This window comes from Bacteroidota bacterium (assembly GCA_023957335.1).
Taxonomy (GTDB): domain Bacteria; phylum Bacteroidota; class Bacteroidia; order NS11-12g; family UBA955; genus JALOAG01.
Genome location: JAMLHC010000006.1, coordinates 26,936 through 52,402, shown reverse-complemented (window position 1 = coordinate 52,402; position 25,467 = coordinate 26,936). Strand labels below are relative to the sequence as shown.

Annotated in this window: 20 protein-coding genes and 1 tRNA gene; 6 read left to right on the top strand and 15 right to left on the bottom strand. The window is 37.9% G+C overall.

Features of this window, described 5'->3' with window-relative positions:
• Positions 1–70: 70 nt before the first annotated feature.
• Positions 71–1,138: a UDP-N-acetylglucosamine 2-epimerase (non-hydrolyzing) gene (wecB, locus tag M9892_11365; GenBank protein MCO5254948.1), complete on the bottom strand. Its 1,068-nt coding sequence runs from the start codon at positions 1,136–1,138 to the stop codon at positions 71–73.
• Between the two features lie 145 nt (positions 1,139–1,283).
• Between wecB and M9892_11360 the strand changes: the two genes are divergently transcribed.
• On the top strand, positions 1,284–2,357 hold the full coding sequence (locus M9892_11360) for an acyl-CoA desaturase (protein MCO5254947.1): 1,074 nt from the start codon (positions 1,284–1,286) through the stop codon (positions 2,355–2,357).
• Here the strand turns inward: M9892_11360 and lpxB are convergent.
• The 4 genes from lpxB to hppD form a co-directional block, all read right to left on the bottom strand.
• On the bottom strand, positions 2,354–3,460 hold the full coding sequence (gene lpxB / locus M9892_11355; GenBank protein MCO5254946.1) for a lipid-A-disaccharide synthase: 1,107 nt from the start codon (positions 3,458–3,460) through the stop codon (positions 2,354–2,356). The two genes, M9892_11360 and lpxB, sit on opposite strands and share 4 nt — an antisense overlap.
• A 3-nt stretch (positions 3,461–3,463) precedes the next feature.
• Positions 3,464–3,760 (bottom strand): hypothetical protein, encoded by a 297-nt coding sequence (locus M9892_11350; protein MCO5254945.1) that lies wholly within the window; start codon positions 3,758–3,760, stop codon positions 3,464–3,466.
• The gene (gene surE, locus M9892_11345; GenBank protein MCO5254944.1) at positions 3,750–4,517 is read right to left on the bottom strand and encodes a 5'/3'-nucleotidase SurE; all 768 of its coding nucleotides are present in this window, start codon (positions 4,515–4,517) and stop codon (positions 3,750–3,752) included. Before surE ends, M9892_11350 begins: the two co-directional genes overlap by 11 nt.
• Positions 4,518–4,642: 125 nt before the next feature.
• The gene (gene hppD, locus M9892_11340; protein ID MCO5254943.1) at positions 4,643–5,770 is read right to left on the bottom strand and encodes a 4-hydroxyphenylpyruvate dioxygenase; all 1,128 of its coding nucleotides are present in this window, start codon (positions 5,768–5,770) and stop codon (positions 4,643–4,645) included.
• Between the two features lie 237 nt (positions 5,771–6,007).
• On the opposite strand from hppD, the gene M9892_11335 reads away from it, so the two are divergent.
• A complete protein-coding gene (locus M9892_11335) occupies positions 6,008–8,653 on the top strand; it encodes a PKD domain-containing protein (protein MCO5254942.1) in 2,646 nt (881 codons plus the stop codon).
• A 90-nt stretch (positions 8,654–8,743) separates the two neighbouring features.
• Here M9892_11335 and M9892_11330 read toward each other — a convergent pair.
• Positions 8,744–8,817 (bottom strand) — tRNA-Met (locus tag M9892_11330).
• Between the two features lie 35 nt (positions 8,818–8,852).
• On the bottom strand, positions 8,853–9,935 hold the full coding sequence (locus M9892_11325; GenBank protein MCO5254941.1) for a glycosyltransferase family 9 protein: 1,083 nt from the start codon (positions 9,933–9,935) through the stop codon (positions 8,853–8,855).
• Between the two features lie 103 nt (positions 9,936–10,038).
• Between M9892_11325 and M9892_11320 the strand changes: the two genes are divergently transcribed.
• The gene (locus M9892_11320) at positions 10,039–13,683 is read left to right on the top strand and encodes a gliding motility-associated C-terminal domain-containing protein (GenBank protein ID MCO5254940.1); all 3,645 of its coding nucleotides are present in this window, start codon (positions 10,039–10,041) and stop codon (positions 13,681–13,683) included.
• Here M9892_11320 and M9892_11315 read toward each other — a convergent pair whose 3' ends face one another.
• The 3 genes from M9892_11315 to M9892_11305 are packed head-to-tail and all read right to left on the bottom strand — an operon-like array spanning position 13,684 to position 18,053.
• Positions 13,684–14,520 carry an ATP cone domain-containing protein gene (locus tag M9892_11315; GenBank protein MCO5254939.1) on the bottom strand — a complete coding sequence of 279 codons (837 nt, stop codon included), beginning with the start codon at positions 14,518–14,520 and terminating at the stop codon, positions 13,684–13,686.
• Positions 14,521–14,534: 14 nt separating this feature from the next.
• Positions 14,535–17,468, bottom strand: a complete 2,934-nt coding sequence (locus tag M9892_11310; GenBank protein ID MCO5254938.1) for an insulinase family protein — start codon at positions 17,466–17,468, stop codon at positions 14,535–14,537.
• A gap of 21 nt (positions 17,469–17,489) precedes the next feature.
• Positions 17,490–18,053 carry a Maf family nucleotide pyrophosphatase gene (locus M9892_11305; protein ID MCO5254937.1) on the bottom strand — a complete coding sequence of 188 codons (564 nt, stop codon included), beginning with the start codon at positions 18,051–18,053 and terminating at the stop codon, positions 17,490–17,492.
• Positions 18,054–18,163: 110 nt separating this feature from the next.
• Between M9892_11305 and M9892_11300 the strand changes: the two genes are divergently transcribed.
• Positions 18,164–18,565, top strand: coding sequence for a cytochrome c (locus M9892_11300; GenBank protein MCO5254936.1), 402 nt, complete (start codon positions 18,164–18,166; stop codon positions 18,563–18,565).
• A complete protein-coding gene (locus M9892_11295; protein ID MCO5254935.1) occupies positions 18,546–19,868 on the top strand; it encodes a cbb3-type cytochrome c oxidase subunit I in 1,323 nt (440 codons plus the stop codon). The genes M9892_11300 and M9892_11295 overlap by 20 nt, the downstream gene beginning before the upstream one ends.
• On the opposite strand, the gene M9892_11290 is transcribed toward M9892_11295, so the two are convergent.
• The 3 genes from M9892_11290 to M9892_11280 are packed head-to-tail and all read right to left on the bottom strand — an operon-like array spanning position 19,855 to position 21,853.
• Positions 19,855–20,556: a ZIP family metal transporter gene (locus M9892_11290; protein ID MCO5254934.1), complete on the bottom strand. Its 702-nt coding sequence runs from the start codon at positions 20,554–20,556 to the stop codon at positions 19,855–19,857. The genes M9892_11295 and M9892_11290 overlap by 14 nt on opposite strands.
• On the bottom strand, positions 20,540–21,124 hold the full coding sequence (locus M9892_11285; GenBank protein MCO5254933.1) for a phosphatase PAP2 family protein: 585 nt from the start codon (positions 21,122–21,124) through the stop codon (positions 20,540–20,542). Before M9892_11285 ends, M9892_11290 begins: the two co-directional genes overlap by 17 nt.
• Positions 21,125–21,853: a class I SAM-dependent methyltransferase gene (locus M9892_11280; GenBank protein MCO5254932.1), complete on the bottom strand. Its 729-nt coding sequence runs from the start codon at positions 21,851–21,853 to the stop codon at positions 21,125–21,127.
• Positions 21,854–21,920: 67 nt separating this feature from the next.
• On the opposite strand from M9892_11280, the gene M9892_11275 reads away from it, so the two are divergent.
• A complete protein-coding gene (locus tag M9892_11275) occupies positions 21,921–23,561 on the top strand; it encodes an acyl-CoA carboxylase subunit beta (GenBank protein MCO5254931.1) in 1,641 nt (546 codons plus the stop codon).
• Between the two features lie 10 nt (positions 23,562–23,571).
• Here M9892_11275 and gatB read toward each other — a convergent pair whose 3' ends face one another.
• Positions 23,572–25,008, bottom strand: coding sequence for an Asp-tRNA(Asn)/Glu-tRNA(Gln) amidotransferase subunit GatB (gene gatB, locus M9892_11270; GenBank protein MCO5254930.1), 1,437 nt, complete (start codon positions 25,006–25,008; stop codon positions 23,572–23,574).
• An 8-nt stretch (positions 25,009–25,016) separates the two neighbouring features.
• Complete coding sequence (locus M9892_11265; GenBank protein ID MCO5254929.1) at positions 25,017–25,466, bottom strand: GatB/YqeY domain-containing protein; 450 nt, start codon at positions 25,464–25,466, stop codon at positions 25,017–25,019.
• Between the last annotated feature and the right edge of the window lies 1 nt (position 25,467).

Below are 25,467 nucleotides of genomic sequence, written 5' to 3'. Positions count from 1 at the left end.
TTAAAGTAAGTCAGATTCGCTTCTTGTTAATATCTCTAATACTTCCTTATAAGCATGATTAGGAAAACACTTATTCAAGTATTTTATCTACAATTTCTTTAGCCGCATTCCCATTGCCGTATATTCCTTCTATGGCTCGGAATGGTTTGGTATATATCAGTTTAAACGTACTGTAGATATTCTCAGAGTCTGCACCAACCACAAAATTTACTCCGTTTTCAACTAACTCTACCCATTCGGTTTCATCGCGCATGGTGATGCAATATTTCTTTTTGAGATAAGCTTCTTTTTGTAAGCCACCACTATCGGTTAGAACAAATTGGCAATGCTCCAAGAGTGTTAACATTGATAAGTATCCTACAGGAGAAATTATATTGAATTTTGGTTCAATAGAAAGTGATTGGAGTAGCTTTTGGGTTCTTGGATGCAGTGGCAGCAGGATTTGAACTTCTTCTGATATCTTATTGAGAGTGGAGATGATGTTTCGTAATCGAATGGGGTCATCGGTATTTTCTGCTCGGTGAATCGTACAAAGAGCATATTTTTTGTTTCCGGCAGTTTCAAAGGCATAGGAGGCGTCAGGAGCATATTGCGAAAAGAATTTGAGAGCATCGTACATAATATCTCCATTACGCACAACAGAACAGTTTAGTTTGTCAAATCCTTCGTTATGCAGATTTTGAATTGCGCTGTCTGTAGGGCAAAATAAGAAGTCAGAGATTCTGTCAGTAAGAATTCTGTTGACTTCCTCAGGCATTCGTATATTGAAACTACGAAGCCCCGCTTCTACATGTGCTACTTTTATATGTAATTTTTTTGCTGCTAAAGCACCCGCTAAGGTGGAGTTAGTGTCTCCATATACAAGAACGATATTGGGTTTTTCTATCAAAAGTATTTTTTCAATTTCTTCTAACATTCTTCCGGTCATGGCTCCATGTCCCAGACTGTTGATGTTTAATTGGTAGTTTGGGGTGGGTATATGCATTTCGCGGAAGAAGATATCGCTCATGTTCTCGTCAAAATGTTGCCCTGTATGCACTATCACTTCTGTTACACCTTCTCTTCCTGAGATTTCTTTACTCATAGGTGCTGCTTTGATAAATTGTGGACGCGCTCCAATAATTGTCAGTACTTTCATTTTAGGTGTGCGAAAGTATGGAAAATCCTCATTAACAGTATTGGATAGAATGGATTTGTGGAGGAATGAATGTGCAGAACAAAAGCTATTAAAGCAAATATAATCATAAAATGCCCTTAAATTTGCAGCCGAAAAAATTAGAACAATGTCTCAAATAAAGTTTACAGTAAAACCCGATTTTTTTCTTGTTCTTAGGAATAGGATTGACGGGTATTTCAAAGAACATAATATTAAAAAAACCGGTGATTATAGATTGTATTCCAAGTCAGTAATTTTGTTTACTGCTCTTATTGCACTTTATACCATCCTCGTTTTTTTCACTCCTTCGAGTATTATTTTGTCGCTGGTTCTTTGTGTAATGATGGGTGTTACGCTTGCTGCTATTGGTTTTAATGTGATGCATGATGGTGCACATGGGAGTTATTCCACCAATTCTGCGGTGAATACAATTATGGGTTTTTCTCTCAATGTGATGGGCGGAAATGTTTATATATGGAAGCAAAAGCATAATGTAAACCACCATTCATTTACCAATATTGAAGGAATGGATGATGATATAGATATCCAACCTTTTATTAGAGTCCATACTGCACAAAAGAAGAATATTTTTCACGCTTTTCAACATTTCTCATGGATATTACTCTATGGTACTACTTACATATTCTGGGTGTTCTATAATGATTTTTACAAGTATTTTAAAGGTAAAATTTCTGAGTATGCTCCCATGCCTAAGATGAATTTAAAGGAACATTTGAATTTTTGGTTCTCAAAGATTTTCTATACCGTCATTTTTATTGTAATACCGGGTTTTATGGTAGGTTGGATTCCCATGCTTATAGGATATTTGGTCATTAGTTATGTTACCGGATTGTTGATTTCCGTTGTTTTTCAATTGGCTCATGTAGTTGAAAAGGCAGATTTTGTAGATCCTGTTTCTACTGAATTTCAGGTAGAAGATGAATGGGCAGTACATCAACTTAAAACTACCGCCAACTTTGCAACAGGCAGTAAGTTTTTAAATTGGTTATTAGGTGGCTTGAATTTCCAAGTCGAGCATCATTTATTTCCTCGAATAAGCCATGTTCATTATGCAAAATTAAATAAGATTGTGAAAGCAACTTGCAAGGAATATCATGTTGATTACAAGGAATATCCTACGATGTTTCAGGCACTCAAATCACATGTGAAACATCTGAAAGTGGTGGGGCAAGCTGCTTAATTGTTCTTAGTTCTTTCTACTATCAATTTGGCTGTCCTGTGGGAAGCTCCCGGTTCGCCTACTTTGATTTTGAGTGCGGCATAACCCGTCATAATCTTTGCTCTTTTGTCTGTGTTCAAAATGGCGTTAAGCTCTTTAATAATATTTTTTTCGGTAAGGTCGTCTTGTATGAGTTCGGTAACAAGAGGACTGTCCAGAATCAGGTTAACCAAAGAAACATATTTGACTTTCATTAACGGTTTTACAATCAGATACGAGATTTTGGAAAATCTATAACAAACTACTTGGGGTACTTGCCATAGTCCCGTTTCGAGAGTGGCGGTTCCGCTGGTAACCAAAGCTGCTTGGGAGCAGGAGAGGATTTCATAAGTTTTACCTCTGAAAATTTCTATGTTATATTGATGTGATAGCGTGTTTAATTCTTCTTGTGAAAAAGAATCAGAACCCGCCATTACAAAGCGATAGTCAGGAAAATGCTTTGGAATAGTTGCCATAATGGGAAGAATGTTGGCAATCTCCATTTTGCGACTGCCGGGTAACAACGCTATGACCGGTTTGCCTGTGCGCAAATTTTGCAAGACTTCAGGACTGTGTTTGTATTCGGAAATTAAGTCCATCAAAGGATTCCCTACATAATCAGATTTGACATTATGTTGACTGAAGAAAGCAGGCTCAAAAGGTAAAATAGTATAAAGATAATCCACATAAGCCCTGATGTCCTTGATTCGTTTGCTATTCCATGCCCAAACTTTGGGTGCAATATAGAAATGTACGGGAATTCCCAATTCCTTGGCTATGGGTGCAATTCGCAAATTAAATCCCGGGTAATCAATCAATATGAGTGCATCAGGTTTGTGTTGTAAAATGTCGTTTTTGAATAGGTTGAGATTCTTTTTGATTTTTCGCAAATTTTTCACCACCTCCCAAATCCCCATGAAAGCACGTTCTTTGATATGTGAGACTTGTGTGCCACCTGCATTTTCCATTTTGTCGCCACCCCAGATTCGGAATTCAGCTTCGGAATCTTGTTCTTTAATTACTTGCATGATTTCGGCACCATACATGTCACCGCTCGGTTCGCCTGCAACCAGATAGTATTTCATGGTTTATTTGAAAAAGTGAATAATGAAGATGTATGCCCCGATTAATAAAGTACCAACAACAACGCCTCTGGCAAATTTCTGATTCTTAAATCTGTTTAATGCAATCAAAAAAATGGGTAGATTAATCAACATCGATGCCTTGATGATAGGTAATGCGGTTTTGTCGTTTCCCAACCATAAGTCAACTATGTAAGACACGCTCATATATTGCGGAAAACGTGCATATAGAACCACAATACAACATAGCAGGGGAGCTAAAATGCCGGTAATGATTCCAATGATTAATGGTTTATTTTTCATTGAGCCTCCAGTTGTTAACAATCGAAATACTCTTATAATCGGTCAGGTCGTATTGGGTGGGTACAATCGAAATATAGTCTTGCGAAAGGGCAAATACATCCGTGTCTTCACCACTGTCAATGCTTACGAAATTGCCTATCATCCAATAATATTTTCGTCCATAGGGGTCAACACGCTCTTCAAAACTTTCTTCCCATTTGGCATTAGCTTGACGACAAACTTTTATTCCTTTGATATTTTCTGTGGTAGGGATGTTCACATTTAATAATGAATTAGGGGGGAGTGGGTTTGCCAAAAGACTAAGTATAATTTTTTCTATATAATGTTTTGCAGGTTCAAAATTAGCATGATAGCTGTAATCGGTTAGCGAAAATCCAATAGACTGAATACCATTGATAGCGCCCTCTACGGCTGCGCTCATCGTGCCTGAATAAATGACATTGATGGAAGAGTTATTCCCATGGTTGATACCTGAAAGAAGCAGGTCAGGTTTCGCAATCATCAGTTTTTCAATAGCAAGTTTAACGCAATCTACCGGAGTTCCTGTAGTTTGATAGGATTCGGCTCCTTCAAAAATATCCATCTTTTCTACACGCAAAGGTTGATTAACGGTTATGGCGTGCCCCATACCGCTTTGAGGTCCATCGGGAGCGACTACTACAACACGACCAATTTTTTTTGCTATTTCTACTAAAACCTTAAGTCCGGGTGCGGTTATCCCGTCATCATTGCTCACTAATATCAGGGGCTTTGTCATCGTTGCAAAAGTACTAAATCCGTGCTGATTAATGAAACAAGTACAATACCCAAGCAGAGTTTAGGTGTAACCCCGAAATTAATAATGTTGAGTATATGAAGAGTGATTTGTTGGAGTAACCGTTTTTAAAGGTTTCCTCTTCTTTCTTGTTCTTTTTCTAAAGAAACAAACAAAGCTTTGAAGTTCCCTTTACCAAATGATTTTGCACCTTTTCGCTGAATAATTTCATAAAATAAAGTAGGTCTGTCTTGTACGGGTTTGGTAAATATTTGAAGCAAATACCCTTCATCGTCTTTGTCAACAAGTATTCCGAGTTTTTTCAAAGGTGCAAGGTCTTCATCTATTTTGCCTACTCTATCAAGCAAATCAACATAGTAAGAATCGGGAATGGTCAAAAACTCAACGCCTCTGCTTCTGAGGTCTGACACAGTTTTGACAATGTCATGTGTAGCAAGAGCAACGTGTTGAACGCCTTCTCCGTGATAAAAATCAAGATATTCCTCAACCTGAGACTTTTTCTTGCCTTCTGCCGGTTCGTTGATGGGGAATTTTACATAACCGTTTCCATTGCTCATCACTTTGCTCATCAAAGCAGAATATTCAGTTGAAATATCTTTGTCGTCAAAGGAAAGGATGTTTTTGAATCCCATTACGGTTTCATAAAAAGCCACCCACTTATTCATTTGATTCCAACCTACATTTCCTACGCAATGGTCAACATACAAAAGCCCTGTACCGGAAGGGTGGTATTCGCTTTCCCACTTTTCATAACCCGGCATGAATGGTCCTGTGTAATTTTTTCTTTCAACAAATATGTGCAAAGTTTCGCCATAAGTGTGAATGCCTGAGCGAACTACTTCGCCATGAGAATCTTTGATAACAGTGGGCTCCATGCATGATTTTCCGCCACGTTTGGTAGTTTCTTCCCATGCCTTGCGTGCATCATCAACCCACAATGCCAATACTTTTACTCCGTCTCCGTGTTGTTTGATGTGTTCTGCTATGGGAGAATCCGGGTGTAGTGGACTGGTAAGCACAAAACGTATTTTGTCTTGTTTGATGACATAGCTGACACGGTCTCTTACTCCGGTTTCCGGTCCGGCATAAGCAAGTTCTTGAAAACCAAAGGCGGTTTTATAATAATGAGCAGCTTGTTTTGCATTGCCAACGTAAAATTCAACGTAGTCTGTTCCGTTTATCGGAAGAAAATCAGGTTCTGTTGCACCTTGTGTATGTAGAGGATTTGCTATCATATCTTATTTGTTATTTTGCTTTTGCAAACTTATATTTTCTATTTGTGTTTAAAAAACACTTACATCGATTGTTCACGTTTTTTTGCAATTTTGACATCTGAAATTTGTCGACAATGAGAGTTGGTAACTAAACAGGAATGATTGATTATGTATAAAACACTTTTAAAAAAAAATCTTCACATGCAACATTTAGACACTTTGTGGTGTCATAAGAGTGATATAAACAACTTCTTGATTATGAATAAAAAAAATACCGCTTTTTCATTTGTCATTCTTATTTTGACATTGTTTACTTGTCCGCACATTGTACATGCTGCCGAAATCAGAGGAGCTGAGATTCAATGGGAACATTTGTCAGCACAGAAATATGAAATTTCGCTCAATTACTATCGTGATTGCAGGGGGAGTGCGGCAGAGCAAACCAAGACATTAAAAATATTTTGTGGTCGAGGTATAGTAACCGACACATTTTATTTGGATGTGGAATACATAGTTTTTAAAGATATAACCCCGGCTTGTTTGACCAATACCAACCCTTGTGGAGCGATAGGGAATACCGATTCGGCAGGCAATGGGCTTGAAAAACATGTTTATCAAGCCACAATAGATTTTGGTTCAGGGTTATTAGACACCATGCAAAATAAAGGTTGTTGTGTGTTTCGATTCTACTTTGAAGAATGTTGTCGCAGTGCAAGTCTGACAACGATAGGTGCCAATACCTTTTTTGCTATAGATGCAGAGATAGAATTATGCAACCTAAGGAATTCATATTACCCGGATGGAGACAACAGCCCTGAGTTCAGGAACGACCCCGTGGTGAATTTGTGTTGTAATCAAGCAGTAGCTTTAAGTAATGGAGTGATTGATATAGACGGTGATTCACTTGCATTTTCTTTGGTGCCTGCCCGCAAAAGTGATAATTCGGATGTAACCTATTCTACGCTATTCAACTCCGGCTCATGGCCCATGACAGGTTATTGTAGAAAAACCGCGCCTTGTAATTGTAGACCGGGAGACAGGAGCAGACCCACCGAAGGATTCTGTTTTGAACCCGAATTGGAAATGTATAAATTTCACCCTACTGCGTGTGACGAGTCAGGACTACTTGTAATACGAGTGGAGCAGTACCGACTTGATACACTTGCAAATAAATGGTTATATGTGGGCTATACAAAAAGAGAACTCAATCTGCAAATATCTGCTACTAATTGTGCTGACAACAATCCTCCGTTCATCAAAGATGCCATTAATCCGAGCATTTGTGAGGGCGAAAATGTTTGTATGACAATCAAGGTAGAAGATGATGAGTATATTGGAGGATGGGGGGCACAATCATGGAAAGATACAATAGAACTTTCATGGAACAACGGTCTCCCTAATGCAACGTTTGCTGTGGGCGATCCTTACTTCGTGTTTCAAAATGGGGTTACTACATCTGTACGTGAAGCGCAGGTGTGTTGGCAGACAAAATTAGGGGACGGCAGAGAAGCTCCGTACTTTTTTTCAATTACGGCAAGAGATAAGGCTTGTCCCAACAATGGAGTTTCATCAAGAACATTTGCAGTTCAAGTGAAACGAAGTGCTAAGATAGGAAAGACTGTTGCCATAAAAAATTGCGACAACTACGCAATTGATATAAATCATGCTAATATCTTTACCAATAGAGTAAATACACAATACGACTGGTATATTACAGATACTTCCGGTAAAACCATACTCAATTCTAATAAACAAATTGACCACATTAATTTGCCATTAGGTACCTATTATTTGAATTATTATATCAATAATCCACCTTTGAACTGCCCGTCAACCGGTGTAGATACTATTAATATTACATCTGCTCCATATAATGTAAGTGCATTGCATCCTAATATGACCGTGCTGAGTGACACGGGTCAATGTTTGCAAGGAAACTTATTTAAATTCATAGATGACTCAAAAATTGACTTAGGGTCTATAACCGAATACTTTTGGGATTTCGGAGATGGTGATACTGCTTATGGCAAAACAGTCAACAAACGTTATGATAGCGCTGGTACTTACACCGTAAGATTGCAAATAACTTCAAACTTTGGTTGTGTCAGCCATATTGAGAAGAAAGTCATAGTGTTTGCAAAACCGACAAGTTTTTTCACATGTTCTGATACTGTCGCTTGTTCTAAGAACCCCGTCTTTGAATTCTATGATAAATCAACTACAGCAAATGGTATCATTATTAGCAGTTTCTGGGATTTTGGCGATGGTTCAAACGCAAATATGAAAAACCCTAAGAAGTCTTTCTCGAACGTAGGAGAATATGAAATCACACAGGTAGTAACAGATAACAAACAATGTAAAGATACATCTATAATGTGGGTTAGGGTAGCTCCCTCTCCGAATGCAAAGCCTATAGTGGGAAATGCGTTGGCAAGCAATAGTCGTTCACTTTTTAAATATAGTACACCATTACAATTTAATCATACTTTCTTTTGGATAGTACCCAATGGAAAAATTATATTTGGACAAAATACAAGAATGATTGATGTCCTTTGGCAACAGTTCGGGTGGACACATGTTAGCTATGTTATTACAAATGCTGATGGTTGCAAAGACACTGCAAATTTGGCGGTTTATGTTACAGACACAAGTAAACTGGGAGTTCAGAATATTGGAGGTGTTGAGGTTAAACTCTACCCTAATCCTGTAAAAGATTTACTCTATTTGAAAACGGATAAACCCATCCAAACGGTAAAAGTGTTTGACAGTAAAGGTAGTTTGCTTGTGGAAGAGAGGGAGAATACTGAATTTGTTGATTTTAGCAGATTGCCCATTGGTGTTTATATGGTTTATATCCAAGATGTGGACGGATACTTTGTGGTCGGAAAGGTGTTTAAGGAGTAAGGTTATTTCGTTTTAACTTTACGGTTTTTTGCCTAAAGTTGAATTATACAAACAAAAAAGGTCGTCAAATTGACGACCTTTTCTTGTTTGTAGCGTGGGGGAGACTCGAACTCCCGACCTCAGCATTATGAGTGCTGCGCTCTAGCCAGCTGAGCTACCACGCCATTGCTCAAACGAGGCGCAAAAATAGTAATATTTTCTATTTTTCAAATGGCAATAATTTATTTACTGCTTGCAAGATTTTTTCAGGTGGAAGATCGTGCATGCAACTTTGTCCCAACTTACATGTACCCAAATAGTAGCAAACACATTCTTTATCAGGTTCAACTAAAATGCCTCTGTCGAACAGGTCAAATTCGTGAGGATTGAAAATGTTATTCATTAAAACAATCTTCTTGCGTAGTCCGAGTGTAAGATGCATTCCCATTGTAACTTGAGTAACAACCAAATCACATTGGTCAATCAGGTTAATAAATTGTTCAAGAGGAAAATGTCCCAAATATTTAGCACCGGATTTTAAGCTGATTTCAAGATTGCGTTCATGTTCTTGTTTACCTCCTAACAGTATTACTTCAAAACCTTGCTTGAGTAGGGCAGAAGCAAGTAGCGAAAAATTATCAATAGACCATAATCTGGTTGTCCACCTGCCACCACAGCCTGTATTTAATCCAATGATTTTTTTATTTTTATCAATATTATCCCAGCGAAATCCTTTGTCTGAGTGATTATCAAGCAGATATTCTTCACGTTGATACTCCAAACCGCAGATGTTAAAAATCTCTTGACAATAAGAAAGTCTATTCTGTTGGCTAACATCGTCAAAAACACCTGTTTCGAATTTGCGCCTTGCCATTTCGTTTATAGGGGCGGGGACGTTGTCAATCAGAGTATAGCCGTATTTTTCTTTTGCATCCACTTGTTTGAGCAAGGAACACGCCTCTTTCTCTTTGTCTAAATTAATGGCAATGTCAAAACTTGCATTTTGGAGATAGAGAATGGCTTCCGGTGTCAATGACAGTATTTCATGTATTTCGCTCTTTGGCAATATATCCGGTGAAAGAGTCAGCCATGTGATTTTGCAATTTGGGTAGAGAGTTTTATATCTTCTTACCAGAGGGGTTGTCCGAATCACATCACCTATGGCACCTAATTTGATAATTAAGATACGTTTGTCAATTGGACGATAAAAACTGCAATCTTCACAGTGAACACCGTGCTCTTTATGAGGTTTGCAAGGAATATCACCTTTGAAATAAAGGCAGTTTGAATGTATAACAAGCAAGTGAATGTATTTTTATTTAAACTGTTGCAAATATAGCATTTGTCAAATATTGAAAAGATTCAGATTGATGATAATAAAAAAAGACGTAATTTGCATTGTATATATGAGGGTAAAGCGAATCCTTATTTTTCTATTTTTTGCATTTGGTCTAACCAACGCTGCATTTGCTACTCATCTTGTGGGTGGATATGCCGGCTATGAATTATTGGGGAGGATTGGAAATACTACAGATTACCGGTATAGGGTCTATTTTACAGTGTATAGGGATTGTAAAAGCACTGTTGAATTTGATAAAGACATGGTAGTCTGTATATATAGCGGGAAGGGAGATCGTGTATCATCAGTGGTTATTCCCAATGGTCGTCCTACTAAGGTTGATCCTGTGGGTAATACAAAGTGTCCGGAAAATGCACAGGCTTGTATTGAAGTGAGTGTTTATGAAAAGATAATCGTTTTGCCTCAAAGCAATTTTGGTTACATTCTAAAGTGGGAGCGTTGTTGCCGTAATACGCAACAAAATTTACCCAACGGATATATTCAAGGGGTTTATCAACCAACACAAGGACAAACCTATCTCTGTAAAATTCCACCAACCTCTATACCCAACAACTCTGCATATTTCACAGGAGTCCCTGTGCCTTTTATCTGTATTGATGATACTACTCAAATCAGAAGTTATGCTGTTGACCCGGACGGAGACTCACTTGTATTTACATTTGCCAGACCATGGGGTGGTGGAGGACCGGATGATGCAATTCCCGGATGTGAAAATTTCTATTTAACCCCAAAGAGTATTGTTTATAACAGCGGATATGACGAGACGAGACCTTTTGGCTCCAGTGGTTACTCCAATATCAATCCATCAACCGGAACTATGACTGTGATGGCGCGTGCCTTAGGTAGATATGCGCTTGCGGTTGATGTGGATGAATATAGAAATGGAATTTTGATTAATACTGTTCGACTGGATTTACAATTGTTGGTAATTGATTGTGCTGCCAATAATAAACCCTATTTGGATGCTTCTTCGGCAATTTATACCCGAGAGGTTACAGCCGGAGAACAACTTTGTTTTAATATTACCTCAAAGGATTTTGACAACCAAAATGTTAAGCTTACAGCCTACGGAGAAATTTTCACAGGTGGCGGTGCATGGGTTGGTCCTACTGCAACATTTCCATCCAAAACAGGATTCAAAACCGTAACTTCTACTTTTTGTTGGCAAACTTCGTGTGAGCAAGGACGCGCTGCGCCCTACACTTTTGTATTAGAATCGGTGGATGATGGTTGTCCCCCAAAATTTATTAATGAAACATATTATATTTATGTAAAACCTTTTAAGAGCAAATTGCTCATTACAGGAGTCAATCCCGTGTGTCCTAATGCGAAAGGAGTTAAATACCAAGCTCTTAATGTTGTAGCCGGAAGTACCGTTCAATGGGAGCTTGATAATGGAAATATTGTTTCCGGACAAGGAACTAAAGAAATAATAGTGGATTGGGATTTTACTAAAACTTCGGGAATTGTAAAAGCCAAAGAGATTTCTAAATCCGGATGTGAGGATATTACAAAATCATATAGTGTAAAATATGCACCCACACCTCCCGCTCCTGAAATTCTTACTTATCGTTCTTTATTTCCGCCAGTGCCAGCGGATAGTGTTTGCGTAGGGGATAGTATATTTTTTGTTCATTCTGCAACTACTTCTGTAAATGCATTGGATTGGACTTGGCTTGATTCACTCAACAATGAAGTTGCATCAATGGGTGTTTTGGGGATGCTTGCAAATGATGTCGGCAGATATACTGCCGGATTGTATTATAAATCTCAGTATAGTTGTCCCAGTGATACAACCCAAAAAACTGTCATAGCCGTTAAAGCACTTACGGACAGTATCTTTGGACCTCAAACAGCGTGTCCTAATAATGGCAATATTCAATTCTATGTAAAAGGAGCACCGGGATCTACTTATCAATGGATTGCTGATGGAGCGACCATTCAGAGAGGGCAGGGCACGGACACTGTTACGCTTGCATTTGGAGAACCATCCACCATCATACTGAAAGCAATTGAAACCACAAGTATTGGATGTGTGGGCGATACTTTGTATCACTCTATCAATGTTACATACGATTTGATAATCGAAAAACCTCTGGGTAATTATTCCGTTTGTGAGTTTAGTAAGAGAGAAAAATATATTCCTTATCCCTTTGTTTACAACACCATATACTATTGGGATGTAACCGGTGGAGCCATAGATGAAATTGATACTAATTTCTTTTTCTTATACGTAAATTGGGGAGCAGAAGGCATGGGCAAAATCAAATACTACCAGACCGCCTATGATACGTTGAACAGTAAGCAATGTGTGAGTAATACTGTTGACATTGATATAATTATCAATCCTGTACCTAAAGCAGATAAGATAGAAGGTGTTTTTGAAGTTTGTCAATATACGAGCCCACTCACATTTACGCTGAATGGGTTTCCGAATTCAAGATATCATTGGGAGGTGAACGGTGATACAATGTTGATAGGTCAAGGTACAAAATCAATTCAATATCCAACCAATATTGCCGGAAAGTATATAATCAAAGTCATCGAAACCAGTGAATTTCATTGTGAAGGTGCAGTCATAGACAGTGTGTTTATTATTCATCCAAAACCCACAACTACTCCTATTGTAGGAGAAGATGTACTCTGCTTCCCTGATTTTTTAAACAAGAAGTATACGGTTACGGGATTTCCAAGCTCTACATTCCATTGGACAGTTAATAGTGGTGTTCAGGATAGTCTTTTGGCTCCTATTGTGATGGTTGACTGGAGTGGAAAACAATACAATTCAATTTCTGTGTATGAACGTTCTGATTTTGGATGCATAGGAGATACTTTATCCAAAAATGTATTTATTGATAGTATAGGTGTTGATATTAAAGTTGTAACCGTTAGTCCTCCTCCGGCAGGTGACAAGCAGGTTTTTATAAATTGGGAACTTGTGAATGCTCCCAGATATGACAATACTTTTAGGATATATAAACGCACGGTAAATCCTGAAAATGCTTTTCAGCAAATTGGTGAAGTGCAGGGCAATGTGTTTACATTTACAGAGAAAAAAGTCAACACTAAAATTACGCCTTTTGATTATGTGATTAAAGGCACTAACCTGTGTGGAACTGAAATAACTTCTCCCATTCACCGAACTATTTTATTAAAAGGCGATAAGCCTACTGAATATAGTGCGGAACTTGACTTTACTGATTATCTCGGCTGGCATCAAGGTGTTGAAAATTATAAAATTAACAGAAAACTCTTAAACAAAACTCCTTTTGAAGAATATGATTGGAAAACATCCACTGTAAGGATACAATATGATAATGGAACAGACCATTATACCCAATGTTATAGAATCAAAGCTAATGAAAACGAGGGTAGAGGCGAGGAGTCATGGTCAAACGAAGTTTGCTTTAATTATCCGCCCTTGATGTATATTCCAAATGCATTTTCTCCCGATGGCAATGGGTTGAATGAAGGCTTTGGTCCTAGTGCAGCTGTTGTCAAGACCTTTAAAATGACTGTGTTTGACAGATGGGGCGAAAAACTCTTTGTTACGGATGATTTTAAACAAACTTGGGATGGTAACTACATGGGTGTACCCTGCAAGCAGGATGTTTATGTGTTCTTTATTGAATACACAGATTATGCTGATAGATATTACAGCACAAAGGGAACATTTACATTGCTAAGATAGTTAATTAGCTTGATTGGGAATTAGCTCTTCGATTTCTTGTTCAATCTTATTTCGTCTATTAAAATCAATTCCCATTTTTTCAAGTATCTCGTTGTTTTCACTGAGTTCTTTTACCAGAATATGCTCTTTTTCCAGTAGAAACCTTTTCTCCTTGATGTTTAACGTTGTCAGGCAAGTAATGGGGTATAATGCTTTTTTGTCAACTTGATTTTTGATACTGTTTCCGATAGGATATTCCCATGACAATAATTTCATATTATAGTATTCAGCGAATGCAATGGAGTCTGAAGTGAAATAAGAGTTTGTAATAAGCCAGCCATTAGTAAACTTCCTCTCTTGTCCAAATAATGAAAAGTCTTTATCTGAAATGTCCTTAATGCGTGATAGGAAATACATAGGAATGGTTACCGGAATTTTGGTTTCCATTGCATTGCGAAACTTGCATTCAATCCAATACAGTTCATTCTCTCTGAGCACAATTACATCGCTTTCGTGTGAAACCGAATGTCCTTGTAACACGAGATTATGCAAGGTTTGGTATCCGTAGCATTCAAGAAATTTAGCCACCCATTTTTCAAAATAAAAGCCGGTAGGACCTAAGTCACGCAATGCTCTTTTGAGACTGTATCGCGCTGCGAATGAATGCGCTATTTTTTTTAACTCTTTAAAACTGAGTTTGTATATTTCTTTACTATGCATTCCGTCATGCAACCTCGGTTTTATGCTTTGTAATACCGCCTCAACATCATCTTCTGAAGCTCCGGATTTGGTTAAAGACTTACGAAGTCTGTCTATATCAAACTCTGTTAGCTCCCCCGAATATTTGCGTACCTTCATGGTATTAAAGATGATTAATACCCGAAAAGCTCATCGAGGCTTACACTTATCACTTTTCCATATTTTTTTAAATCAGCCTCAGTTACTTTATTCTTGTCTGCAAGTACGGTCAGGGTGTAAATACCTTGTTTGACATACTTATCGTGGAATTGTACAACATCATTTAGCGTGATTTTATTAAGCTGTTCAAATACAATCTCGTTGGAAGTTTTAGGTAAATTCATGAGCTGCATATTTCTCCAGACAAAATAGATGTTTGTTTTCGTGGTTCTACTTGTGCGAATACCATTTTCTAAAGAAGTTTTAGCTTGTGCAAATGAATTTTGATTTTGTGGTAAGTTTCTAATTAAATCATCCATACTGCTGATTGCGGCTGGCATTTTGTCACTTTGGGTTCCTACATAAGCTAACATTCTGCCAAGTTCCGTAGGATATGATGCTTGGTAAAAATAAGCATAGGTGGAGTATGCCAAAGCTTGCGCTTCTCTAATTTCTTGGAATACAATTGAACTCATGCCGCCACCAAAATATTCGTTGAACATAGCTACTTGGGGTACTATGTATATATTGAATGGTTGTGTGGGTTTTTGCCAAGTAATTTCAGCTTGTACCATGTCGTAGTTTGCAAAATATACAGTGGATTCAGCCGGGTGCTGGAGATTAAATACTTTCATTACAGGCGACTTTGCAAACTTCTTAGGCAGTTTATGATACTTTGAGAGCATTGATAAAATCTGTTCTGTATCCTTCGGTCCATAATAAACTATGTCATGTTTGGTTTGCATAAGAGTTTTGATGGATTTGATTAACTGTTTGGACTTTATCTTGTTTATTTCTTTGTTGGTTAATATAAATCTTTGTGGATTGTCTTGCCCATACATTGCGTAAAAGTTGAGTGCTGTTCTAATGGCTCCTTTGTTTGATTTGTTGTTTTCACGGGATTTTAGCAATCTTCCTTTTAAATCTTTAAGTGCTTCTTCATCTGGTTGCATATTGGAAAGCAAGTGTTCAAACAATTCCAATGCAGGTTCAAAGTTTTGTTGCAATCCTGAAAGATAAACATAAGATTGTCTATTGCCTGCACTCACCCCGAAACTACAGCCTAATGAATAGAATTTTTCACTTATTTCAGCCGGAGTGTATTTGTCGGTACCCATGTATTCAAGGTAATCCAATGCTATTGAAAGTTCTTTGTTGCTGTATGTACCTGCATCTATCACGTAATAGAGCGTAAATAATTCATTTCGTTTGTTGGGGATATAGAAGTAGTTTGCTATTCCTAAGTTTCCTTGTTGCATGTCTTTCTTGAAATCAGGAAACTGAGGTGCAATGGGAGTTACGGGTTCTTCGGAAATATGTTTTACAAACCCTGAGACATTATCTCTATTAACAGGAATCTTAGTTATTTGAGGTTTTTCAATTTTGGCAGTTTGGTCGCTCTCGCCTTGTTTCTTATAGATGATTACATAATCATTTTGATAGAATTTTTTTGCAAAATCAATAAGTTCTTGCTTGGTAATTTTGCTCATTCTGTAATTGCTATTCAGCACATCCACCCATTTTTGATTTTTAACAAATGCATCCAATAAGGTATAAGCAGTTCCTTGATTGTCTTCAAAATTCTGTATATCACTTACTTCTTGATTAAAAATAATACCTTTCATGAGATTTTCATCAAAATTACCGTCTTGCACAGCTTTGATTTGTTCTAATACTAAGTTTTTAGCTTCTTCTAAGGTTTGACCTTCCTTGGGCATAGCATAGAAATAGTGCACCGAATAGTCTTTCATGATTTCGGTAGAACTGCCGGCTCCCAATACTTTTTGACTTTTGTTTAGGTTTAAATCAATCAATCCCGCAGTAGAATTAGACAGAACCAAGTCCATCATGCTTAAAAGGTCTGCCTCTTTTGTTCCGGCTCCGGGTATTCTATAGCCCAATATAGCCATTTCAGCAGAAGGTCCTGTGATATTTACAACAGTTGGCTCATTCTTAGGTGTTTCGGGTTTAAAAGAAAATTCAGGAATGGGTTTAGGTTGCATATATGAAAATCTGTCAGAAATAATCTGAATGGTTTTGTCAAAATCTAAATCTCCTACCATGATAATTGCCATGTTATTTGACACATAATAGGTCTTATAATAATTGCGGATAGCGTCTAATGACGGGTTTTTCAGGTGTTCTATTGTGCCGATTGTTGTTTGTGTGCCGTAGGTGTGATTTTGAAATAACTTTTCAAATAATGACTCAAAAACTTTGTTTTGGTCATTGTCTAAAGAAATATTTTTCTCCTCATAAACAGCCTCTAATTCTGTATGAAATATGCGCAGAATAGGATTCCTGAATCTTTCCGCTTCAATTTCGAGCCACCTGTCCACCTCATTGGCAGGTATTTGATTTACATAAACGGTTTGTTCAAAACTAGTAAATGCGTTTGTGCCGGAAGCCCCAATGGTTTGCATTAATTTATCATACTCATTTGGAATGGCATATTGTGCGGCAATTTGAGATGTTGAGTCGATGGCTTTGTATATCAATTTGCGTTTTTGTTCGTCTGTGGTTTTGTTGTAAACATTGTACAAAGAATCAATCTGAAGCAAATAGATGTGTTCTGTTGTATAGTCAAGGGTTCCGTATTTGTCGGTTCCTTTGAAAAGCATGTGTTCCAGATAATGTGCAAGCCCTGTATTGGTTGCAGGGTCGTTTTTGCTGCCTGCTTTAGTAGCAATCAGGGTTTGAATGGTGGGTTTTTCTGTGTTTTTAGCAAGAATAACAGTCAGTCCGTTAGGAAGTACATAGAAACGCGCATTTGCCGGGTCGTTTTCGATGTAATCGTAAGGGAATTCGCTGTCAGTAACATGTTTAACTGTTGTAAATTGTTGTTGTGCCTGTGCGGACAATGTGAACAGAAGGGCAAACGTGCCCAAAATGAATTTGAATCGTTTCATACAAGGGCAAATGTATGGCAATTACTTTTGCAAAAACACTTTCAGTTCATCGTAAAATCTTGCCAGTGGAAATCCCATCACGTTGTAATAACATCCTTCTATCCGGAAAATCCCGAAATATCCCATCATGTCTTGAATTCCATAAGAACCGGCTTTGTCAAATGGTTTACATTGTTGGATATAGGTTTTGATAAAATCAGGATTTAGGTCTTTGAAAAAAACTTTACTCTCCTCAACAAACCCTTGTTGTTGATGCTTATGACGCATGTACACACCGGTATATACCGAGTGAGCTTTGCCACTGAGTTTGTTCAGCATCTCGAAAGCTTCCTTATCGTTTGCCGGTTTATTCAGGATTTCATCTTTAATACAAACAATGGTGTCTGCCGAAACAATGAGCAATTCTGAGTCAACTGCGAGGTTCTTTTCCTTTGCCAAAAAAAGAGGTATTTCGTTTGCAGGCAATGTAGGAGGGAAACTCTCATCAATATCGGGGTTGGTAAATTGCACGTCAAAACCCGCATCTTGCAATAAAAATCTTCTTCTGGGAGACCCGGAGGCAAGTAAAATCGGAGGGAAATTCATTTGACAAAAGTAGTATGAAATATAAAAAGTTATTGATAAAGTGATTGCGAATAGAATAAAGAAATGAATTAGTATTGTGGCGTATTTGTCGATAGTGTATTTGGTTTTATATGGGGAAGTTTAGAAGTAAGATTTTCATTTTGATTTTGCTGTTTGTTGCTTTTTTGGTTTATAGCATTGTCTTATATGATTCTGATGAACCACAAGCGGAGTTCCCCAATGAATTAGCGCAAAATGGAAGAATATTGTGGCAGAAGAAAAATTGTGTAGCTTGTCATCAGCTTTATGGCTTGGGAGGGCATTTGGGTCCTGATTTGACAAATATATATTCCAAACGGACAGAGGAATATTTATCTTCTGTTTTACATACAGGGACTAATGTGATGCCGGATTTTAAATTGAACGATCAAGAAATTAAAGAATTTATAGCGTTTTTTAAATATACAAATTCAACAGGGGTTGCCGATCCCAGAACATTTTCAACACATTTAGATGGAACAATATCACAGTAAGAGAGATTACCCCGTTATTTTTATTAAAGCAGGGCTGATATTCTTGCTTTCAACTTTATTATTTGGATTATTGGGTGCGATTGAGTATGCGGTGCCCGGCTTTTGGAGAGATATATTTTCTTTTGCTAAAATACGTCCGCTGCACGTTTCTTCTTCCATATTCTGGATTTTGACTTGTGCAATTGGAGGAATTCTATATTATTTAAAGGAAGATATTGGAGGACGATTGAAGTTTGAAGGCTTAATCAAAGTGATATTTTATATCCTTGCTTTGACATTCTCCGCAATTCTTATTTCATTTATTTTTGGAATTTTTGGTGGCAGAGAATATTGGGAGTTTAACCCTGTCTTTTCAATCCCCATCAGTGTAGGTTGGATTATTTTCATCATTGTATTTGTTGCCAATATGAAAACCCTCAAGAACCAACCGGTTTATATATGGATGTGGTTTACCGGGGCAATTTTCTTTCTTTTAACCTATTTAGAGTCTAATTCGTGGTTGTTGCCGCAAGTGAGAAATAATCTCGTGAAAGACATGACCATTCAATGGAAATCTTATGGATCATTAGTGGGAGCGTGGAATCAGTTGATTTATGGAACGTCCATTTATCTGATGGATAAAATATTGGGAAACAAGAAGTACAGTTTTTCCAATATTGCTTTCGGACTTTATTTTCTTGGGGTCTTTAATCTGATGTTTAATTGGGGACATCACGTTTATTTGCTGCCTACACAGCCTTATGTCAAACACATAGGTTATTTGGTGAGTATGACAGAATTGTTATTGTTTGGCAGAATCATTTATCTATGGAAATCTTCTCTGTCCACAGCTAAAATAAATTTTCACAAGGTCGCATTCCGATTCTTGTTTGCTGCAGATATATGGGTGTTTTTGACTCTTGCCCTTGCGATTCTTATGTCTATTCCTGCACTCAATGTATATATGCATGGAACCCATGTGATTGTAGGACATACAATGGGTGCAACAATCGGAATTAATACCATGTTGCTATTGGCTTTTGCTTATGATATCATCGGATACAAAGAACAAGACGGAAAGATGATAAAGTATGGATATAGGATTATTAACTACTCATTACTTGTATTCTGGCTGACCTTGATTATTGCCGGTTTTCTCAAAACTTATTATCAGTTTACAGAGACCGATATGCCATATCAAATTATGATGAATCATTTGCATAATTGGTTTTATCTGTTCCTTCTCTCAGGAGTAACAATGATTGCGGGATTTGTATTGGTGATAATCCCTTTGCTTAGAAAAAAGTCACTTAAATCAGCGTAGTCAGGATTGCCAAACCTGTTCCAATCACAACAGCAGTTAGTTTGCGTTTGCTGATTTTGTGTTCTTCTGAATTTTCAAAAAGAATGGTGGTACTAATATGAAGGAATGTACCCGAAACAAAAGCCAACAAAATCATAAAAATCTTATCTCCATGCTCTATATGTTCTACATAGTAACCGAGTGTAGCTCCTGCAGGGCAAAATAAAGCGTAGATTAGGATGTATGGTAAAATATTCTTGTCAGGCATAAGCGCCTTTATACTGATGGCTAATACAAAGGCAGCCGGCATTTCGTGTAATGCTACTCCATACAAAAGCCCATTAGTAATCCCGGAATTTTGAGAGCCTACAGGAATACCTTCCAAAAATGCATGTAAACCTAATCCAATAAAAATAGGTGCAATGTTCTTTATGTCATGCAAATGGCTGTGTCCGTGTTCAATTCCCTTCGTAAACTGCTCTATAAAAATCTGAAAGAAAAATCCTGCCAAAACCCAAATTCCGGCATTTTCAACATGATGGTACGCTTCCGGAATAAAATTCAAGAAAGTAATTGCAAACAGAAATGCACCGCTGAAAGCCAAAAATAATTTGATGGTGTTCTTCCACTCTTGTTTTGAATAGAGTGCAAGAAGTCCTCCTATTAATGGGAAAATAAATAATATGGCTATATTAAATAGAGACGGCATTTTGAGATTGAACTTTCTTTAAGATTTTATTAATAATCAGCGCACATACCAATCCTATCAATATTCCAAGAACGGCTCCGCCCAAGATGTCAAAAGGGTAGTGCACACCTACATAAACCCTTGAATATGAGATAAGACCTGCCCAAATCATCCAAAATCCAAGCCCGATTCTTTTTCTTGTACCTATTAAAACCGTCATGAAAACGGCTATGGCAAAGTGATTAGAAGCATGTGAAGATGGGAAACCAAAACTGTTTCTACACTCAACACCTACAACCCTTGACTTTACGGTTGTTTCGTTGCATGGACGTGTACGTTCAAACATTGGTTTAAATACTTTGGCTGATATAGAGTCTGATAATCCAAAACTGAGCAATACTCCTATAAAAGGAATAAAGAAAAGTTTCTTGTAACGATATATCATATAAACCAATAGCCCTATGTACAAGGGTATCCAAGTCTTGGCATTAGTGATAATCGGCATTAGCCAATCCAAAAATGCATTGTGTAGTTTGCCGTTAAAAAACTCAAACAAGACTCTATCTACTTCATTTAAAAATTCAAACATTTATCCGTTCTTTTTAGAAAGTATAATAATTCTGGGAGAGTTGTCTTTGTCAAAGTCGGCAAGTTTGTAGTTACCCCAAACTTGATAAGGTTGCAAACCGGCTTTATGGTGCATTGCAAGTATCTCATCAGGTACATAAGCGGTCAATTTTTCTTCGAAAATACCTTGAATACGGTTGTCTTGAGTAACTTTTATTCTTTTTATAATTTTCTTGTTTGTGTATTCTCGTATAATGTCAAAAGCGAGGTCGCCATCCTTTTTGTATTCTGAATGTTTGAGACGAGGGAGTACATAGTCGGCATTTAAGAAATCATGCACAAAGATTCCGTTTGCTTTTAGGTCAGCATACACACTTTGCAGCACTTTTAAATCTTCCGAAGAATCCTCAAAATATGCAAAACTTGAAAACAAATTAAATACAAAATCAAAATGATTTGCATGCACAATTTCACGCATATCATGCACTGAAAACACAGCATTATCAATATTTCTGGCTTGGGCTTTGGCAATCTGTTCAGAATTGAGATCTACCCCCGTCACACTGCCATATTCCGACATGGCTATGGCGTGCCGTCCGTTGCCACAACACAAGTCTAATATGCTTGGGTTGTGAACCTCAGGTAGATTACGAAATACTTTGTGAATAAAATCCACAGCCTCTTCATCGTTTCGGTTGTCATACAACCTGTCATAAAACTCAGAGCCGAACCAATGTTTAAACCAAGTCATATTTTTCGCTGCGCAAAAATAAGATTTAACTTTTCATTTATGTAGGGTTTGAACTAATTTTGTCCGCATGGCAATAAGTGAAAACGAATTAGAATTCAATAAGAACGAAGATGCAATGCGCTTGTTGGTGGATGAGTTAAAATATAAATTTAGACAAGTAGCCAAAGGCGGGGGTGAAAAATCTGCTGCAAAACAACACGAAAAAGGTAAAATGCTTTGTAGAGAAAGAATTGAATACCTTAGAGATGATAACACGCCTTGGGTTGAAATTGGGGCGTTTGCAGGCGATGATATGTATCCCGAATACGGAGGTTGTCAGAGTGGAGGAGTGGTGGCGGGTTTAGGCTATGTCAAAGGAAGACAATGTGTAATTGTGGCTAATGATGCTACAGTAAAAGCAGGAGCATGGTTCCCAATCACGGGTAAAAAAAACCTGAGAGCACAAGAAATTGCGATGGAAAACCGTCTGCCTATTATTTATTTGGTTGACAGTGCAGGGGTTTTTCTTCCTATGCAAGATGAGATTTTCCCCGATAAAGAACATTTTGGGCGGATTTTCAGAAACAATGCCATTATGAGCAGTCAAGGTATAATTCAGATTGCTGCAGTGATGGGAAGTTGTGTCGCAGGCGGTGCATATTTACCCATTATGAGCGATGAAGCCTTGATTGTGGACAAAACCGGTTCTATTTTTCTGGCAGGAAGCTATTTGGTAAAAGCAGCAATAGGAGAGGATATTGACAATGAAACACTAGGTGGCTCTGTTTCGCAAACCGAAATCTCAGGGGTCATTGATGACCGTTTTCCGGATGACAAAAGTTGTCTTGACAGAATAAAATTCCTTATTGATAAAATAGGAGCACAGGAAACAGCAGGGTTTGACCGTGTTAAGCCGTCAGAACCTAAACTAAATCCCAAAGAAATATTTGGAATTAAACCTGCTGACAACTCCAAGCCTTATGACACTAAGGAAGTTATCAAACGATTGGTGGACAATAGTGAGTTTGAGCAATACAAAGAAGGTTTCGGCAAAACAATTATTTGCGGTTATGGTAGGATTGACGGTTGGGCTGTAGGCATTGTTGCCAATAACCGTCAATTGGTCAAAACCAAAAAAGGTGAAATGCAATTTGGAGGTGTAATTTATTCTGACTCGGCTGATAAAGCTGCACGTTTTATTTTGAATTGTAATCAAAAGAAAATTCCGCTCGTTTTTCTTCAAGATGTTACCGGGTTTATGGTAGGTTCAAAGTCTGAACATGGCGGTATTATTAAGGATGGAGCAAAAATGGTAAATGCAATGAGCAATAGTAAAGTTCCCAAGTTTACAATCATCATTGGAAACAGTTATGGTGCAGGCAATTATGCCATGTGCGGAAAAGCTTATGACCCAAGATTGATTTATGCGTGGCCCTCTGCAAGGATTGCTGTGATGGGTGGAGAACAAGCCGCAAAAGTGCTTTTGCAAATAGAAAAAACCGCACACAAAGCTAAAGGTCAAGAGATGAGTGCAGAAGATGAGAAAGCCTTATTGGATAAGATTGTAAGCAGATATAATAAGCAATTATCACCTTATTATGCAGCTGCTCGTCTTTGGGTGGATGGTGTGATTGACCCGATTGAAACTCGAACAATTATTTCAGAAGGTATTGCTGCTGCTAATCACGCTCCCGTTGAAAAATTTAATGTGGGAGTGATTCAAGTCTAAAAATAAGAAATTAGTCTAAATATTTTCTTAGCAACTCATTCACTTTCTTAGGGTCGGCAGAGCCTTTGGACAGCTTCATTACTTCGCCAACAAACAAGCCCATAAGCCCCTTTTTGCCGGTTTTGTATTCTTCCACTTTATCGGGATATTTGGCAAGAACTTCGTGTATAAAACCTTCCAGCACTCCGCTATCAGAAGTTTGAATCAGGTTCATATTCTTGGCAATATCTTGCGGATGAAGATTCGGATTATTTATTAACTCTGCAAAAATTTGACCTGATGCCGCAGTGTGGCTAACCATATTATTGTCCACCAAAGCAATTAATTCAGCCAATCGTAGTGTTGATACCGGAAAGTCATGAATAGATTTTGCATTTTCGTTCATCCATGATTTTACAGGACCTAACAGCCAATTTGCAGCAGCTTTAAAGTTAGCGCAAGACTGAACCAGCGCGAGATAATATTCTGCTGTTGCCTTGTCTTCTGTAATCACTCCTGCATCATAGGGTGAAAGTTTATAATCGGTTTGAAGTCTTTGATACAAAACCTTCGGCAACTCGGGCAAATCGGATTTGATTTTTGCTAAAAACTCATCTGTAACTATAAAAGGAGGTAGGTCTGGTTCCGGAAAATAACGATAATCCTGAGCACTTTCTTTTGAACGCATTGAAATAGTATTTCCTTTGGCAGCATTGAAAGAGCGTGTTTCAGAAACCACTGTTTCGCCTTTCTCCAGACACTCAATCTGACGTTGAATCTCAAACTCGATGGCTCTTTTCACGTTTGTCATGGAGTTCATATTCTTAACTTCTACTTTGGTTCCATACACTTTGCTGTCTGCAAGCATCACAGAAACGTTGGCATCACAACGCATACTTCCTTCTTCCATATTGCCATCACAAACATCTAAGTATCGCACTAATCTACGGATTTCTGCCAGGTATTGATACGCTTCATCTCCGCTTGCTACTTCGGGCTCAGACACAATTTCAACCAATGGAACTCCTGCGCGGTTGTAGTCCACAAGGGTATCATAGAGGTCTTGGTCATGCATACTTTTTCCCGTATCTTCTTCCATGTGAATACGTGTCAGATGAATCTTTTTGGGATTGCCCTCAGCGTCTATAATTTCTACAAATCCTCCGGTACAAAGAGGTGTCTTGTCTTGTGTTATTTGATAGCCTTTGGGGAGGTCGGCATAGAAATAGTTCTTGCGTGCATATTGGTTAATGCGGGTGATATTACAATTCAGGGCAAGTCCGAGCTTGGTTGCATTTTCAACTGCCTTAATATTGTGCATGGGCAAAGTGCCCGGATGTCCCAAACTCACAGGGCTGACAAGTGTGTTGGGTGACTCTCCATAAAGGTTGGCATCACCGCAAAATGCTTTTGTTTTTGTTTGTAACTGAACGTGGATTTCAAGTCCAATGACTGCCTTATACTTCATCTTCGATTTTAAGCAGTAAGAAGTTGTTTCAATAAGTTTGAAATCTTAGAACCATCGGCTTTGCCTGCGGTTTTGTTCATTGCAAGTGGCATGATTTTACCTAAATCCTTCATGCCCATAGCCCCGGTTTCGGTGATAATGTTTTTGAGAATTTGAATAATTTCCTCATCTGACAAGGGTTTGGGTAGAAATTCTTCCAATACTTTCAGTTCTGCTGATTCTTTCTCAACTAAATCTTGACGGTTTTGTTGTGAAAAAATCTCAATACTGTCTTTGCGCTGTTTTGCCAGTTTTTGTATGGTCTTAACAGCTACTTCGTCTGTAACTTCTCTATTACCTGATTCTGTTGCAGCCAAAAGGAAGGCTGCTTTGATTCCTCTCAAAGCCCGCAATCTGTCTTCGTTGCGAGCCTTCATGGCGTCTATGACTTGTTTGTTAATATTTTCGGATATACTCATT